This is a genomic window from Sphingomonas sandaracina (assembly GCF_036663695.1).
Lineage (GTDB): Bacteria > Pseudomonadota > Alphaproteobacteria > Sphingomonadales > Sphingomonadaceae > Sphingomonas.
In genome coordinates this window covers 231453-247036 of sequence record NZ_JAXOJK010000001.1, presented here as the reverse complement: position 1 = coordinate 247036, position 15584 = coordinate 231453, and the positions used below count along the sequence as shown (strand labels likewise).

Below are 15584 nucleotides of genomic sequence, written 5' to 3'. Positions count from 1 at the left end.
CATGAAGACCCTTCTCCTTCTTACCGCATCGCTGATCGCCCTGCCCGCCTTTGCACAGCCGGCGTTCGCGCAGGACGCTGCCCCCGCCCCGACCTCCAACGAGACGATCAAGCCGCAGCCCGCCTCCGCCATCCCGAGCGCGATCGCGACCTCACCCGACGGTAGCATCGTCGTCACCGTCGCGACCGATGGCGAAGGCAAGGCGAGCTACAGCATCACCCGCAGCGGCGAACTGATCGTCAAGCCGTCACGGCTCGGCTTCCTGTTCACCGACGCCCCGCAGTTCGACCGCCACCTCAAGATCGAGAGTATCGCCCGCAACAAGGCGGACTCGACCTGGACGCAGCCCTGGGGCGAGTGGAAATCGATCCGCGACAACCATAGCGAGATGCGCATCCGCCTCGTCGAGACCGACCGCCTGAAGCGCGCGATCGACGTCGTCTTCCGCCTGCAGGACGACGGCGTGGGTTTTCGCTATGAATTCCCCGAACAGCCGAACTTCAAGACGATCAACATTGCCGAGGAACTGACGCAGTTCGCCTTTGCCGAAGACGCGACCGCGTGGTGGAAGCCGGCGTTCGAGTGGAACCGCGAGGAATATCTCTACAACCGCACGCCGCTGGCCGATGTCGGCACGGCCGCCACGCCGATCACGATCAAGCTCGCCAGCGGTACGCATGTCGCTCTGCACGAGGCGGCGCTGACCGACTATGCCGGAATGAACGTCGCCAAGGTCGAGGGCAACACATTGAAGGCGGTCCTCACCCCCGGCGCCGGCGCGCCGAAGGTCACGCGCACCGGGCCGTTCGCGACGCCATGGCGGACGCTGATCCTGTCCAACGACGCGCCCGGCCTGTACATGAGCCACCTCGAGTTGAACCTCAACGAACCCAACAAGCTCGGCGACGTCAGCTGGGTCAAGCCCGGCAAGTTCGTCGGCGTGTGGTGGAACATGATCACCGGCAAATGGAGCTGGGCGACGGGGCCGCAGCACGGCGCGACCACCGCGCACGTCAAAAGCTACATCGACTTTGCCAGCGCCAACAAGATCCCGGGCGTGCTGGTCGAGGGCTGGAACGTCGGCTGGGACGGCGACTGGTTCGGCGACGGCAACGCGATGCAGTTCGACACGCCAACCCCCGACTTCGACGCGAACGTCCTAGCAAAATACGCCAAGGCCAAGGGCGTGTACCTGATCGGCCATAACGAGACCGGCGGTTCGGCAAGCCATTACGACAGCCAGCTCGATCGCGCGTTCGGCTATGCGCGCGATCACGGCATACCGGCGATCAAGACCGGCTACGTCACCGATGCCGGCCAGATCGAACGCGTCGATCCCGATGGCTCGCAGCACCGCGAGTGGCACGAAGGCCAGTGGATGGTGAAGCATTATACCCGCGTCGTCACCACGGCGGCCAAGTACAAGGTCGCGATCGACAGCCACGAACCGGTCAAGGACACCGGCCTGCGCCGCACCTATCCCAACTGGATCGCCCGCGAGGGCTCACGTGGGATGGAATATAACAGCTGGGCCGGCAAGAACCCGCCCGAGCATGAGGCGAACCTAGCCTTCACGCGGATGCTCGAAGGACCGATGGATTTCACCCCGGGCGTACTGAGCCTTAAGGGTTCGGACGACAGCGATATCCTGTCAACGATCGCCAAGCAGCTTGCGCTGTACGTCGTGCTGTATTCGCCGATCGTCATGGCTGCAGATACGCCGGAAACTTACGCGAAGTATCCGGCTGCGTTCCAGTTCATCAAGGACGTGCCGACCGACTGGTCGGACACGCGCGTGCTGAACGGCGAAGTCGGTGATTACGTGACGTTCGCGCGCAAGGATCGCAAATCGAACGACTGGTATTTGGGGAGCGTAACCGACGAGAATGCTCGCTCACTGACCGTAGCGCTCGATTTCCTCGATGCGGGTAAGAGCTATACCGCGCAGATCTACCGCGACGGTCCGGGCGCGGATTACAAGACTGTGGCGCGTCACGCGATCACGATCGAAACGAAGACGGTCCGCAAGGGCGATACGCTGACGCTGCCCCTCGCCCCCGGCGGTGGCGAAGCGATCCGCTTCAAGGCACGCTAGACCGGTGTTCGGATCGTCCCGTCCTACGACGTGACGACCCGGTATCGTCAGCGTCGCGGTGCCATCAGCGGTCCGCCGATCTCGGTCGCGGCGATGAACGCGGGACGCGCGCGCAGGCGGTCGAGATAGGCTGCGACGTCGGGATGATCGGCAAGCAATCCGCTGCTCTCGGCGATCGCCAGCATGTAAGACATCTGAATATCGGCCAACATCAGCTGTTCGCCCATCAGGTACGGGCCATCGCCGACCCCAGTGCCGATATAGTCGAGCGTCTTGGTCACTTCGGGGCCGGTGAACTTGGTCAGGCCGTCGGGCAGCCCACCCATCCGCTTGCCGAACATCGTCATCATGATCGGCAACGCCGCCGAGCTTTCGACATATTGGAGCCACTCGTCGTGGATCGCTGCGCCATCGGTTTCGATCGGCGGGGAGAAGCGTCGGTCGCCATAACGCGCGTCGATATACGACAGGATCGGCGCACTCTCGGCAAGCGTCAGGTCGCCGTCGACCAGCACCGGCGCCTTGCCGAGCGGGTGGATCGCCTTCAGTTCGGGGGGCGCACGGAAGTTCGCGTCGCGCTCATATTTAACCAGGTCGTATTCGATGCCGAGTTCTTCGAGCAACCACAGCACGCGGATCGAACGCGAGTAGTTCAGATGGTGGAGGGTTAACATAAGCGTCCTTCGAGTAGGAATGTGCTGCACCGCGGAACGGCTGGACGGCATCGAAGGTTTCGTTGGTCGCGGCTCCGGAATCCTCCGGCAACGGAGAGACTCATGACCAACCTGACCTGCGACGTTGCGATCATCGGTGCGGGAACCGCGGGCCTCGCCGCCGAACGCAGCGCGCGCCGCAACGGCGCCAGCACGCTGCTAATCGACGAAGGCTTTGGCGGCACGACCTGCGCGAGCGTCGGGTGCATGCCCTCCAAGCTGTTGATCGCGGCAGGGAATGCGATGTACGCGGTCGAGCAGGCGTCGGTATTCGGGATCGAGGCAGCGGGCAAGGTCGACGGGGTCGCGGTGATGAACCGCGTCCGTAAAGAACGCGATGCGTTCGTTGCGGGCGTCGAAGGATCGATCGAAAAGCTGCCCGACGACGTGAAGGTCAGGGCACGCGCCAAATTCGCCGGTGCGACGATCCTCTCGCTGAGCGATGGTCGCCAGGTCCATGCGAAGTCGGTGGTGATCGCGACCGGGTCGAGCCCTGCGATCCCCGCAATGTTCGACTGCGTGCGCGACCGCGTGCTGACCAACGAGAGCATCTTCGAACTCGCCGACCTGCCGCGGTCGGTCGGCGTTGTCGGCGCAGGTGCGCTGGGTCTCGAACTCGCGCAGGCGCTGGCGCGGCTCGGCGTTGAGACGATTGTGTTCGACACCGGCGAGACGATCGGCGGATTGAAGGATCGCCATGTCGGCGAGGCGTTTCATGAAATCCTCTCGCGCGAATTTCCGATCCATCTCGGCGTCGAGCTCAAGGTGCAGCCGGCGGACGGCGGTGCCCTTCTGTCCTGGACCGGTTCGGCATCGGGCAAGCAGCGCTTCGACTATCTGCTGATCGCGACGGGACGGCCTCCGCGGATCAAGGACCTCGGGCTGGAGACGACGGGCCTCGCGCTCGACGATCACGGCATGCCCGATTACGACTGCGCGACGATGCAGTGCGGCGGCGCGCCGATCTTCATCGCCGGCGACGCGGATCACGATCGTGCGGTGCTGCACGAGGCATCGGCGGAGGGCATGATCGCCGGCCGCAACGCCGCCAGCTATCCCGACGTGACGTCCGGCAAGCGGACCGTGCCGTTCGCCATCACCTTCACGCATCCCAACGTTGCAGTGATCGGCAAGATCGCCGGGGACGATGATGCGGAGAGCGTGATCGGGACCGCTTCGTACGACGATCAGGGTCGCGCGAAGGTCGAGGCGTGCAATGCCGGGCTGGTGCGGTTCTATGCGGACCGTCGCGATGGCCGGTTGACCGGGGCGACGATGGCGGGCCCGGCGGTCGAGCACAGCGCACACCTGATCGCATGGGCGATCCAGAGCGGCTGGACCGCGACCGAGGTGCTCGACCTGCCCTTCTATCATCCGACGTTCGAGGAGGGGATGAAGGGCGCGTTGCGGTCGATCTGCAGCGCGGTGCATTCGCCGACCCCGCCGGACCGCGACGACGGATTCACGCCGGGGACCTGAATTACTTGGCCCTCCCCTGGCGGGGAGGGTCAGGGGGGAAGTTAGTCCTCCAGGTCGAGATACGCGACGACGTCGTTTTCCGTTGCCAGATAGAGCCCCGACTGAACATCGTCTTCCTGCTGCGCGGCGATCGCCAGCGCCTCGCCCAGCGGTCCGTAGAAGAGCGTCGTCGCCGCCCCGCCCTCGCCGCTGTCGTCGAGATGATACAGTCGAACCGAAACGCTCGAAGAAATCGTCCGCATTACAACACCTTGTCAAAAGCTTCATGGACCGGACCAACGGAACCATTTGTAAAGCTGCGCAACTTTGGCCGCTCTCGCCCGTTAGGCCAACATATACAGGGGTTTATATGCATCACGATGAAGGTTTTCCGGTGTCGCGCCGCGGCGTGATCGCCGGTGGTGTCGCGTCGGCTACGCTGGCGGCCGCGCCTAGCGCGCAGGCGCAGACGCAGACGCAGGGTACGCCACAATCGGCTCCGCCGACGATGCCGGTCACGCTCAGGGTGAACGGCCGTACGACGAAGATCACGGTCGATACGCGCACCACTTTGCTGGACGCGCTTCGCGAGAATTTGAACCTGACCGGCACCAAGAAGGGCTGCGATCACGGCCAGTGCGGTGCCTGCACGGTCATCGTCGAGGGTCGCCGTATCAACAGCTGCCTGACGCTCGCCGTCATGCATGAGGGCGAAGAGATCACGACGATCGAGGGCCTAGGCACGCCGGAGAAGTTGCACGCTATGCAGGCCGCCTTCGTCAAGCATGACGGGTATCAGTGCGGCTATTGCACGCCCGGCCAGATCTGTTCGGCCGTTGCCACGCTCAGCGAGATCAAGGCGGGCATTCCCAGCCATGTTACCGGCGACATCGCCGCAAGGCCGACGGTCTCGACCGACGAGTTGCGCGAGCGGATGAGCGGCAACATCTGTCGCTGCGGTGCCTATGCGAACATCATCGACGCCATCCACGACGTCGCGGGCACGGAGCGCACGGCATGAAGGCCTTCACCTACGAACGTGCGACGTCCGCCAAGGACGCGGCCAGCGCCGCGGTCCGGACGCCGGGCGCCAAGTTCATCGCTGGCGGCACCAACCTGCTCGACCTGATGAAGCTGCAGATCGAGACGCCGCAGCATCTGATCGACGTCAACGGCCTTGGCCTCGACAAGATCACGCCCACGTCCGATGGCGGACTGCGCGTCGGTGCCCTGGTCCGCAATACCGACCTCGCAGCCGATACACGCGTGCGCAAGGATTACGGCGTATTGAGCCGCGCGCTGGTTTCCGGCGCATCGGGTCAGCTTCGCAACAAGGCGACGACGGCAGGCAATCTGCTCCAGCGGACGCGCTGCCCGTATTTCTACGACACGACCAAGCCGTGCAACAAGCGTCAGCCCGGTAGCGGCTGTGCGGCGATCGGCGGGTTCAACCGTAACCTGGCGATCCTGGGTACGAGCGAGGCGTGCATCGCGACGCACCCAAGCGACATGGCCGTTGCCATGCGCGTGCTCGACGCGACGGTCGAGACGGTGAACGCAGCCGGCCAGACGCGGGCGATTCCGATCGCGGACTTCCACCGCCTTCCCGGCGCGACGCCGAACATCGAGACGTCGCTGGCGCCCGGCGAGTTGATAACGGGCGTGACGTTGCCCAAGCCGATCGGCGGTACGCATATCTACCAGAAGGTGCGTGACCGTGCGTCCTATGCCTTTGCGCTGATCTCGGTTGCCGCGGTGATCCAGCCGGGCGGTCGAGGTCGGCTCGCCTTTGGTGGTCTTGCACACAAGCCCTGGCGCGTCGAAGCCGCCGAGGCGCAGATGCCCAACGGCGCCAAGGCGACCGCAGCAGTAGTTCTCGCCGGTGCCCGCACCACATCACAGAACGCGTTCAAGCTGCCGTTGGTCGAACGCACCATCGGCGCCGTGTTCGAAGACGCAAAGGCCTGATCGCCATGAAGTTCGATACCCCCGCCACGGCGAACCCGACCGACCGCATGAAGGTGCTCGGCAAACCGCTCGACCGCGTCGACGGCAAGCTGAAGACCACCGGCACCGCACGCTACGCCTGTGAACGCAGCGACGTCGCCCCCAATGCCGCCTATGGCTACATCGTCGGTGCCGCGATCGCCAAGGGTCGGATCGAGAGCATCAACGTCGCCGACGCGAAGGCGGCACCTGGGGTGCTCGCCGTCGTCACGCATGAGAACGCCGGCAAGCTCGGAAAGGCGAAGAACCACACGGCGCGGATGCTCGCCGGGCCCGACGTTCAGCATTACGACCAGGCGGTTGCCGTTGTCGTCGCCGAGACTTTCGAGCAGGCACGCGCCGCCGCCAAGTTGCTCCGCGTCAATTATGCGCGGACGGCCGGCAAATTCGACCTTGCTGCCGCACAAGGGTCGGCGACCAAGCCGAAGAGCGGCACGCCGGACACCGCCGTCGGTGACTTCGAAGGAGCCTTTGCCAAGGCTGCCGTGAAGCTCGACGAGCGATATACCACGCCCGACCAAAGCCACATGATGATGGAGCCGCACTCCACCACGGCGGCGTGGAAGGACGGCAAGCTTACGCTGTGGACGTCGAACCAGATGATCAGCTGGGCGGTCGGCGACATGAGCGAAACGTTGCTGCTGCCGAAGGAAAACATCCACGTCATGTCGCCCTATGTCGGCGGCGGGTTCGGGTCGAAGCTGTGGGTCCGCAGCGATGCGGTCATGGCGGCGCTGGGATCGCGCGCGATCGGCGGGCGTCCGGTGAAGCTTGCGCTCGCTCGGCCCCAGGTGATGAACAACACGACGCATCGCCCCGCGACGATCCAGCGCCTGCGGATCGGTGCGCAGAAGGACGGCAAGATCACCGCGATCGCGCATGAAAGCTGGTCTGGCGATCTCCCCGGCGGTGGTCCCGAGACCGCACCGAACGCAACGCGCCTGCTATATGCGGGTGCAAACCGCATGACCGCGACGCGGCTTGCCGTGCTCGATCTTCCGGAGGGCAACGCCATGCGCGCTCCGGGCGAAGCGGTCGGTTTGCTCGCGCTCGAAGCGGCGATGGACGAACTGGCCGAGAAGCTGAAGATGGACCCGGTCCAGTTGCGGATCGTCAACGATACGCAGGTCGATCCTGAAAAACCTTCGCGCCCGTTTTCGCAGCGCGATCTGGTCGGTTGCCTGAAGGCCGGTGCCGAGCGCTTCGGCTGGAACAAGCGCAACCCGGTACCGGGCCAGGTCCGCGATGGCCGTTGGCTGGTCGGCATGGGCATGGCGTCGGCCTTCCGCGACAACGTCACGATGAAGTCGGGCGCGCGCGTGGGGATCGACAAGAAGGGCGTCGTGACGGTCGCTACGGACATGACCGACATCGGCACAGGCAGCTATACGATCATCGCGCAGACTGCGGCCGAGATAATGGGCGTGTCGATGGATAAGGTCATCGTGCTGCTCGGCGACAGCAGCTTCCCTGCCTCAGCGGGCTCAGGCGGCCAGTGGGGTGGCAACAGCTCGACGGCGGGCGTTTATGCGGCGTGCATGGCCCTGCGCGAGTCGGTCGCTCGCAAGCTTGGCTTCAACTCCGACGACGTCGTCTTCGAAGACGGCAAGGTGAAATCTGGCAACCGTAGCATTTCTCTGTCCGAAGCGGCCGGCGATGCCGGTCTTTCGGCGGAGGACTCGATCGAGTTCGGCGACCTCACCAAGATTTACGCGCAGGGCACGTTCGGCGCGCATTTCGTCGAAGTAGGCGTCGATTCCGCGACCGGTGAAATCCGTGTCCGTCGGATGAGCGGTGCGTTTGCCGCCGGCCGTATCCTCAACCCGAAATCGGCGCGTAGCCAGGTGATCGGCGCGATGACGATGGGTGTCGGCGCGGCGCTCATGGAGGACGCGATCGTAGACACGCGGTTCGGCTATTTCGTCAACCACGACCTCGCCGAATATCACGTGCCCGCGCATGCCGACATTCCGATGCAGGACGTGTTCTTCATGGACGAGGTCGACACGAAGTCGTCGCCGATGAAGGCCAAGGGGATCGGCGAACTGGGCCTGTGCGGCGTCGGGGCGGCGATCGCCAATGCGGTCTATAACGCATGCGGCGTCCGCATTCGCGAATACCCGCTGACGCTCGACAAGGTCATCGGCAAGATGGTCTGAGCCCTGCCCTCCATCCGGTCGAAACGACGATCGCATGGAGGGCAAAACCGGCTCTGGCGCGCGCGAATGGGTTGCGCTAGAAAACTCGCATGACCGTACCCGCCATTCTAAAAAGCCTGCGCCTGCCCGTCATCGGCTCGCCGCTGTTCATCATCTCCGGCCCGGACCTGGTAATCGCGCAGTGCAAGGCCGGCATCGTCGGGTCCTTCCCTGCGCTTAACGCGCGGCCGCAGGCGATGCTCGACGAGTGGCTCCACAGGATCACCGAAGAGCTAAGCGCGCATAACCGCGCCAACCCGGATCGCCCGGCGGCCCCGTTCGCGGTCAACCAGATCGTTCACAAATCCAACGACCGCCTCGAAAGCGATCTTGCGACGTGTGCCAAATGGCAGGTCCCGATCGTCATTACCTCGCTCGGCGCACGCGAAGACCTCAACACCGCGGTGCATGGCTGGGGCGGCATCACGCTGCATGACGTGATCGATGACCGGTTCGCGCGCAAGGCGATCGAGAAGGGGGCGGACGGACTTATTGCGGTTGCGGCAGGGGCCGGTGGCCATGCCGGACGTCTGTCGCCATTCGCGATCGTTCAGGAAATCCGCCAGTGGTTCGATGGTCCGCTCGCGCTGTCGGGCTCGATCGCGACCGGTGACGCGGTGCTGGCCGCGCAGGCGATGGGCGCGGACTTCGGCTACATCGGCTCGCCCTTCATCGCCACGATCGAGGCGAACGCGGATCAGGCGTACAAGGACGGCATCGTCGCGGGCAAAGCCTCCGACATTATATATTCCAACCTCTTCACCGGCGTGCATGGCAATTACCTTCGTGCTTCGATCGAGGCGGCGGGCATGGACCCCGACAATTTGCCCGAGGGCGATCTGAAGACGATGGACTTCGGCGGCGGCAACGGTTCCAAACCCAAGGCATGGAAAGACATCTGGGGCTCGGGCCAGGGCATCGGTGCGGTCAGCAAGGTGGAGAGCGTCGCCGACCGGGTAGACCGGCTGGAGCGCGAATACCGTGCGGCGCGAGTCCGGATCGGATGTTGAAGCACGGCCGAGCGCTCGATCGCCGCTGATCATCGTCCACAGTTCAAGCCATTCTTCTCGGGCGCAAGCGACGAGGAGAAAGCGATGATCGACACTGTCGTCAGTGCGGTATCGACCAGGCTGGTCGGGTTCCCCTGGTCAAAATGTCAGCGTTTCTGAGGCGCAATGGATCTGAGAACGAACGAGAGGGGCTGGACAATGACGCGAACGTCGATGGCATGGGCATTGGTCCCTTTATGTGTCCTAGCGGGTTGCGGCGTATCGTCCGATCGGTCGGACGATGTGCCGGCCAATGGTGCCAGCATTACCGCTGACTCTAGCGTTACTGCCGACAGTCGGTCGCAATCGACACCGCCCCCAGTGCCGCCCATGAGTTCGAACGCGCAGGTCGCATCAGCACCGCCTCCCCTCGTGAAGAAATCGTGTCTCGCCGAGATCGGGGCGGCCGCCGCCTCGCGCCGCGTGGCGATCTGTCGCAATGTCTCGCCGGCGACGCACCCGCCCTGCAATGCGGCCAATAGTTGCGCGATGATCGACGATGAGATCGCGCGGAGTTGCGCCCTTTTCGCGGGGGACGGACCACGGATGCCGGGATGCGACGCTGCGCCGAAGGGCATGGCGGCAGCGGCGGCCGTCGTGCAACGCTATTACGCCGCGATCAACGCGCGCGATTTCGACACGGCGTGGCGCCAATGGGGTGATGCGGGGCGTCCCGGCCAGACTTTGGCGGCGTTCGAGGCGGGCTTCGCCCATACGCGCGCGACACGGGTCATCATCGGCGTGCTTGCGCCGGGCAGCGCGGGCGCTGGGTCGGTCTATCAGACGGTTCCGGTGACCGTCGAGTCTACGCTGGACGATGGATCTCGCCAGCGCTTCCGCGGGACGTACGTCGTCCGACGCGTCAACGATGTCGACGGGGCAACGGCCGAGCGGTTGCGCTGGCATCTCGATTCCGCAAAACTTAGAGCCGTGCCGTTGGGGTGACCCTGGCTGCGGCGGCGTCGGTGCCCGATTAGATCGGACGGTTCTGGTACCGTCTGGTCGGGTGCGAGAAACCGATGGCCAGCTTTACTCGACGACACGAAGCCGGCGGACGCCGGTCGGTTGGATCCGCAACAGATGGCTCACCCGATCGGCCAGGTCCACCTGACGGAAGGGCTTTCCCAGTCGGACGACGTCGGACGGCACGTCGTCACCGGCCGCCGCATAGCCGGTGACCAGGAGCGTCGGCAGCCGAATGCCATTGGCGCGCATCTCGGTGATCAGCTGACCGCCGGTCATGCCGGGCATGAGATAGTCGCTGACGAGCATGTCGACATCGATGCCCGACCGGATCGCGGACAGCGCCTGACTGGCCGAGCCGAATTCGGTCACGACATAGCCCAGGTCGCGCAGCATTTCCGCGGTCGCAGAGCGTACCAGTTCCTCGTCATCGACGAGAACGATCTTCGCCGCGCGCCGCGCGGGTGCGGGCTCCTCGGCATGATCGGTGGCATCGCTCGCGACCTCGTCGGTCGCCGGCAGCCATAGCTCGACGGCGGTCCCGACGCCGGGCTCGCTCCGAAGATGCAGGATGCCGCCGGACTGTGCGGCGAGACCGTGGACCATCGACAAGCCCAGCCCCGTCCCCTTGCCGACGCCCTTGGTCGAGAAAAAGGGTTCGGTGGCGCGGGCCAGCGTGGCGCGATCCATCCCGGTGCCCGTATCCTGCGCGGTCAGCCTGACATAGCGGCCGGCGTTGAGACCGAGGACGTTGCGGTCGTCGACGACGATCTCCGCAACGGCCAGGATCAGCCGACCGCCGCCCGGCATGGCATCGCGCGCGTTGATCGCGAGGTTCAGCAGTGCCAGTTCGAGTTGGTTCGGATCGACCCGTGCCGAGGAAAGATGGCGGGGCACTTCGAGAACCACGGTGATCGTCGGACCGAGCGAGCGGCGGACGAGGTCGACGATCCCGTCGATCAGCGCGCCGATGTCGACCGCCTTGGGTTGAAGCGCCTGCTTACGTGCGAACGCGAGGAGCCTCTGGGTCAGCGTCGCGGCGCGTTCGGCGGCTTGCAGCGCGCCGGCGACCATGCGTTGCGTTTTCTCGTCATCCTTGTGCCGTCGGCGCAGGAGATCGAGACTGCCGACGATCGGCGTCAGCAGATTGTTGAAATCATGCGCGACGCCGCCGGTCAGTTGCCCGATCGCGTCCATCTTGTGCGCCTGGGCGAGTTGCGCGTCGGCTTCCTTCTTTTCGGTCACGTCGGATACGACGCCGGTCATCCGCAGCGGTTTGCCGTCCGGGGCATATGTAACGCGGCCCTTGGCGGCGATCCATTTCCTGGCCCCGTCGACAGTGGTGATCGCGCATTCGATATCCAACGAGCCGGATCCGAGTGCGGCATCGAACTCGGCGGCAATGCGTGATCGCTGCGCGGGATCGACGTGGCCGAGAAAAATATCGACGTTCCATATCGCGCACGGCGTTGCGTACCCGAAAATCTCGTCATGCCGCGCAGTCCGCCGCGCGTTACCGGTGGCAAAATCAATGTCCCAACTGCCCATGCCGGCAGCCTCTAGCGCGATCGTCAGGCTTTCCCGGGCGGCTTCCAGTTCGGCCGTGCGATCGACCACGGCGCGCTCCAGCGTCATGGCGGCATCCCGCACTTCATACTGTCTCCGGCGCGCCTTCAGCGAAGACCGGATCGCGCCAAGCATCGCCTCCGCATGTAACGGCCGTTGCAGCAGGACGACGTTACCGAGATCCGTGAGGCGATCACTCGCAGCGCTGGTCCTGGGCGCGGGTGCACCGTTCGCGAGAACCACGAACGGCAAGTCCGACCATTTCGGCTGCGACGCGACCCATTCCGTCAGCCCCGACTGGTCCTGACCCGCCAGAGCCTCCTCCGTCACGATGACGACACCCGCGCCAGCTTGGATGTGATCCAGCAATTGCGTCCTGTCCGCACAGACCTGCGACGAGATCCCGTGGCGGCCAAGCAACTCGGCAGCGATCGTGGCGTCTCGTCCCCGCGGCGCGAGAATCAGAACCCGATCCTCCACCTCAGCCGTGCTCTTCCAAGGAACCCATTTTGCTAGCCATCAGTGTCTTGCCTTCACCCGAAAAGGTCGGGACGCCTGTCAGGACGCCCTGGAACTCGCGCAACGGCTCGCCGACCTGCAAACCCTTGCCACCAATCTGAAACTCCCGGATCGTGCGTTCGTGCCGTGCCGTCCGTGTTTTGATGACCGAGATCGCCTGACGGACCTCGCCTTGCGCTTCGAAATAGCGGAGCTGGACGACGGAATCCGACAGATAGCTGAGGTCCACGTCCTGCCGAACGTCACCCATCATGCCGTGCAGACCAAGGATCAACAGGCTGACCACGCCCTCCTGCCCCAGATATGTCAGCATCTCGTGCATCTGCAGGATCAGGAACTGCTCGTTCGGCATCGATTGCAGATACGCGTTCAGGCTGTCGATCACGACGACACGCGCACCGTCCTCCTCGACCGCCGCCCGCACCGAATCCGCAAATTCGCCCGGCGACATCTCGGCGGGGTCGATTGCCCGGATGTTCAACTGGCCGGAGTCCATGAACGGCTGGATATCGAGGTCGAGCGCGGCACTGCGCTTGACCAACGTCGGCAGACGCTCGTCGAACAGGAAATACGCTGCGCGCTCGCCGCGCTGGAGAGCCGCGACCATGCACTGGACGACCGTCGTGGTTTTACCGACCCCCGCGGGCCCGGTGAGCAAGGTTGCCGTGCCGGGGACGAGACCGCCGCCGAGCAACGCATCCAGCGCCTCCGATCCGGTCGATACCGCGTCGTCATTGTAGGTCCGGCCATGTTCGGCAGCGACGAGCCGCGGGTAGACGCGAAGCCCGCCGCGCTCGATCTCGAAATCATGATAGCCGCCACGATAGCGGACGCCCCGCATCTTCACGACATGAAGGCGACGACGTTGCGAACCGAATCCGGATAGCGTCTGTTCGAGCGAGATGACGCCGTGCGCGATGCTGTGAAGTTGAAGATCGCTGCCCGACGCGCCCTTGTCGTCGAGGATAAGGACGGTGACCTCCCGCGTCGAGAACAGATGCTTCAATGCAAGGATCTGCCGGCGATAACGCACCGGGCTCTGCGCCAGCAGCCGCAGTTCGGACAGGCTGTCGATGACGACGCGGGCGGGCTTCAGCGCGTCCACCTTCGTCATGATATCGCGGATGGTCTCGCCGAGTTCGACCTCGCTCGGATGAAGCAGTGTCTGCTCCTGATCCTCTCCCAAGCCGTCGGCGGGGACCATCTCGAACAGGTCGAGCTGATCCAGCGACCAACCATGCGTCGCGGCGACGGCGCGAAGCTCGACTTCGGTTTCGGCCAGCGTGATGTAAAGCCCGGCCTCGCCAGCCGCGACCCCGGTGAGCAGGAAGTCCAGTCCCAAGGTCGTCTTGCCCGTCCCCGGCGTACCCTGGACGAGATACATGCGCTGCGGCGTCAGCCCGCCGCCGAGAATGTCGTCGAGCCCGGCGATACCGGTCGATACGATCGCGGTGGTCTGCGGATCGGTTGGCAATATGGCATCCTAAATCGAGTATCTCCCAACGATGCTAGCGCGTTAGGGCTAACGGACCATAGACGCCCCCCGGCGGTTGGCAATCCTGTGGGAACTACGAATTGGCCAAGAGCGGTGCGTATCGGGCGGGCGATAAAGTCGAAACGAGGACTTGCCGAAGCCCAGTGCTTGGACGAGCATGATCCGCTCAGGGGAAATTCGATGTTCAAAGCATGTCTGATCGCGCTCACAGCCACGGTTTCCGTGTCGGCACTGGCACAAACACCGCCGTTGAGCCCATCGTCCAAGACGACCTACATTCAGGCGGGCGCCCTGCTCGACCGGCCCGGCCAGGCGCCGCGCGGCAACACCACCGTCATCGTCCGTGACGGCAAGGTCGCCGAATTGCGCGACGGCTTCGTGGCACCCGAGCACGGCGCGATGCTGATCGATCTGCGCAACGCGTTCGTCCTGCCGGGCCTGGTCGACATGCACGTCCACCTCTGGGGAATCGGCGGAGACCCGATGCGCGCGCGGCTCGAGGCGATGACCCGCGACCGGTTCGACGACGAGATGACCGCCGTCGCCAACGCCCGGACGACGCTGAACGCCGGGTTCACGTCGGTACGCGATCTCGGCGGCGACCCTCGCGGTATCCGCGCACTGCGCGATGCGATCGATGCCGGTACCGTCGAAGGCCCGACGATCACCAATGCCGGCGAGATGATCTCGGTAACGGGCGGGCACGGCGACGGCAGCAACGGGCTGGCCGAAGATTTTGCCGAAGCGGTGCATGCGAAGGAAATCAACCTGTGCGACGGCCCCGACGATTGCCGCCGGGCGGTTCGCGCGCAGGTCGCGCTGGGCGCGCGGGTCATCAAGTTCGCCGCGACGGGCGGCGTGCTGTCCAACGTCAGCGGCGGGCTCGGTCGGGCGATGACGCCCGAGGAAATGCGCGCGATCATAGAGACGGCGCATACGCTAGGCCGCAAGCTCGCGGCGCATAGCCATGCGACCGAGGGGACGAAGGCGGCGCTAGACGCCGGCGTCGACTCGATCGAGCATGGCACGTTCCTCGACGAGGAGACGATCCGGCTGTTCAAGACCAAGGGGGCCTATCTCGTCCCGACCGAGATCGCCCCGGTCGCCGCGCTGGCGCAGGCCCGGGGCGGCGCCCTGCCGCCCGCGACGATCGTCAAGGCCGAGGCCGCCGCGGCGGCGATGGCGGCAAACCACCGGCGGGCCTATGCGGCCGGCGTGAAGGTCGCGTTCGGCACCGACACCGGCGTCTCGAAGCACGGCGACAACGCCACCGAGTTCGCGCTGCTCGTCCGCAACGGTCTTACCCCCGCGCAGGCGATCGTCGCCGCGACGGTCGGCGCAGCAGACCTGCTGGGGCGCGACGACATCGGAATGCTGGCACCCGGCAAGACCGCGGACATCATCGCGGTGACCGGCTCTCCGCTACAGGACGTCGCACGCCTGGAGCACGTCGATTTCGTCATGCACCGCGGCCAGATCGTGAAGGGCGCGGCAAAGAGCCTCTGATCGATCTCGAAATGG

General features: G+C 65.0%; 12 protein-coding genes. 8 read left to right on the top strand and 4 right to left on the bottom strand.

Going from position 1 to position 15584, the window contains the following annotated elements; translation table 11 throughout:
- Position 1: 1 nt before the first annotated feature.
- Positions 2 to 2095: a glycoside hydrolase family 97 protein gene (locus U1707_RS00960; RefSeq protein ID WP_332798295.1), complete on the top strand. Its 2094-nt coding sequence runs from the start codon at positions 2 to 4 to the stop codon at positions 2093 to 2095.
- 47 nt (positions 2096 to 2142) lie between these two features.
- Here the strand turns inward: U1707_RS00960 and U1707_RS00955 are convergent, their stop codons facing one another.
- Positions 2143 to 2769 (bottom strand): glutathione S-transferase family protein, encoded by a 627-nt coding sequence (locus tag U1707_RS00955; RefSeq protein WP_332798294.1) that lies wholly within the window; start codon positions 2767 to 2769, stop codon positions 2143 to 2145.
- A 102-nt stretch (positions 2770 to 2871) separates the two neighbouring features.
- On the opposite strand from U1707_RS00955, the gene U1707_RS00950 reads away from it, so the two are divergent.
- Positions 2872 to 4287, top strand: a complete 1416-nt coding sequence (locus tag U1707_RS00950; protein WP_332798293.1) for a dihydrolipoyl dehydrogenase — start codon at positions 2872 to 2874, stop codon at positions 4285 to 4287.
- Positions 4288 to 4328: 41 nt separating this feature from the next.
- Here the strand turns inward: U1707_RS00950 and U1707_RS00945 are convergent, their stop codons facing one another.
- Entirely contained in the window at positions 4329 to 4529 is a 201-nt protein-coding gene (locus U1707_RS00945; protein WP_332798292.1) for a hypothetical protein, read from the bottom strand.
- 107 nt (positions 4530 to 4636) lie between these two features.
- On the opposite strand from U1707_RS00945, the gene paoA reads away from it, so the two are divergent.
- The 5 genes from paoA (at position 4637) to U1707_RS00920 (ending at position 10465) form a co-directional block, all read left to right on the top strand.
- Positions 4637 to 5287 carry an aldehyde dehydrogenase iron-sulfur subunit PaoA gene (gene paoA, locus U1707_RS00940; RefSeq protein ID WP_332798291.1) on the top strand — a complete coding sequence of 217 codons (651 nt, stop codon included), beginning with the start codon at positions 4637 to 4639 and terminating at the stop codon, positions 5285 to 5287.
- Positions 5284 to 6234, top strand: a complete 951-nt coding sequence (locus U1707_RS00935; protein ID WP_332798290.1) for an FAD binding domain-containing protein — start codon at positions 5284 to 5286, stop codon at positions 6232 to 6234. The genes paoA and U1707_RS00935 overlap by 4 nt, the downstream gene beginning before the upstream one ends.
- Positions 6235 to 6239: 5 nt before the next feature.
- Positions 6240 to 8432 carry an aldehyde oxidoreductase molybdenum-binding subunit PaoC gene (gene paoC / locus U1707_RS00930; protein WP_332798289.1) on the top strand — a complete coding sequence of 731 codons (2193 nt, stop codon included), beginning with the start codon at positions 6240 to 6242 and terminating at the stop codon, positions 8430 to 8432.
- Positions 8433 to 8521: 89 nt separating this feature from the next.
- A complete protein-coding gene (locus U1707_RS00925) occupies positions 8522 to 9481 on the top strand; it encodes an NAD(P)H-dependent flavin oxidoreductase (RefSeq protein ID WP_332798288.1) in 960 nt (319 codons plus the stop codon).
- A gap of 369 nt (positions 9482 to 9850) precedes the next feature.
- Positions 9851 to 10465 carry a hypothetical protein gene (locus tag U1707_RS00920; protein ID WP_443025627.1) on the top strand — a complete coding sequence of 205 codons (615 nt, stop codon included), beginning with the start codon at positions 9851 to 9853 and terminating at the stop codon, positions 10463 to 10465.
- 84 nt (positions 10466 to 10549) lie between these two features.
- Here the strand turns inward: U1707_RS00920 and U1707_RS00915 are convergent, their stop codons facing one another.
- Both U1707_RS00915 and U1707_RS00910 read right to left on the bottom strand, forming a co-directional pair.
- Positions 10550 to 12529 (bottom strand): ATP-binding protein, encoded by a 1980-nt coding sequence (locus U1707_RS00915; protein WP_332798286.1) that lies wholly within the window; start codon positions 12527 to 12529, stop codon positions 10550 to 10552.
- Between the two features lies 1 nt (position 12530).
- On the bottom strand, positions 12531 to 14042 hold the full coding sequence (locus U1707_RS00910) for an ATPase domain-containing protein (RefSeq protein ID WP_332798285.1): 1512 nt from the start codon (positions 14040 to 14042) through the stop codon (positions 12531 to 12533).
- Positions 14043 to 14243: 201 nt separating this feature from the next.
- Between U1707_RS00910 and U1707_RS00905 the strand changes: the two genes are divergently transcribed.
- Entirely contained in the window at positions 14244 to 15569 is a 1326-nt protein-coding gene (locus U1707_RS00905; RefSeq protein WP_332798284.1) for a metal-dependent hydrolase family protein, read from the top strand.
- The last annotated feature ends 15 nt before the right edge of the window (positions 15570 to 15584 follow it).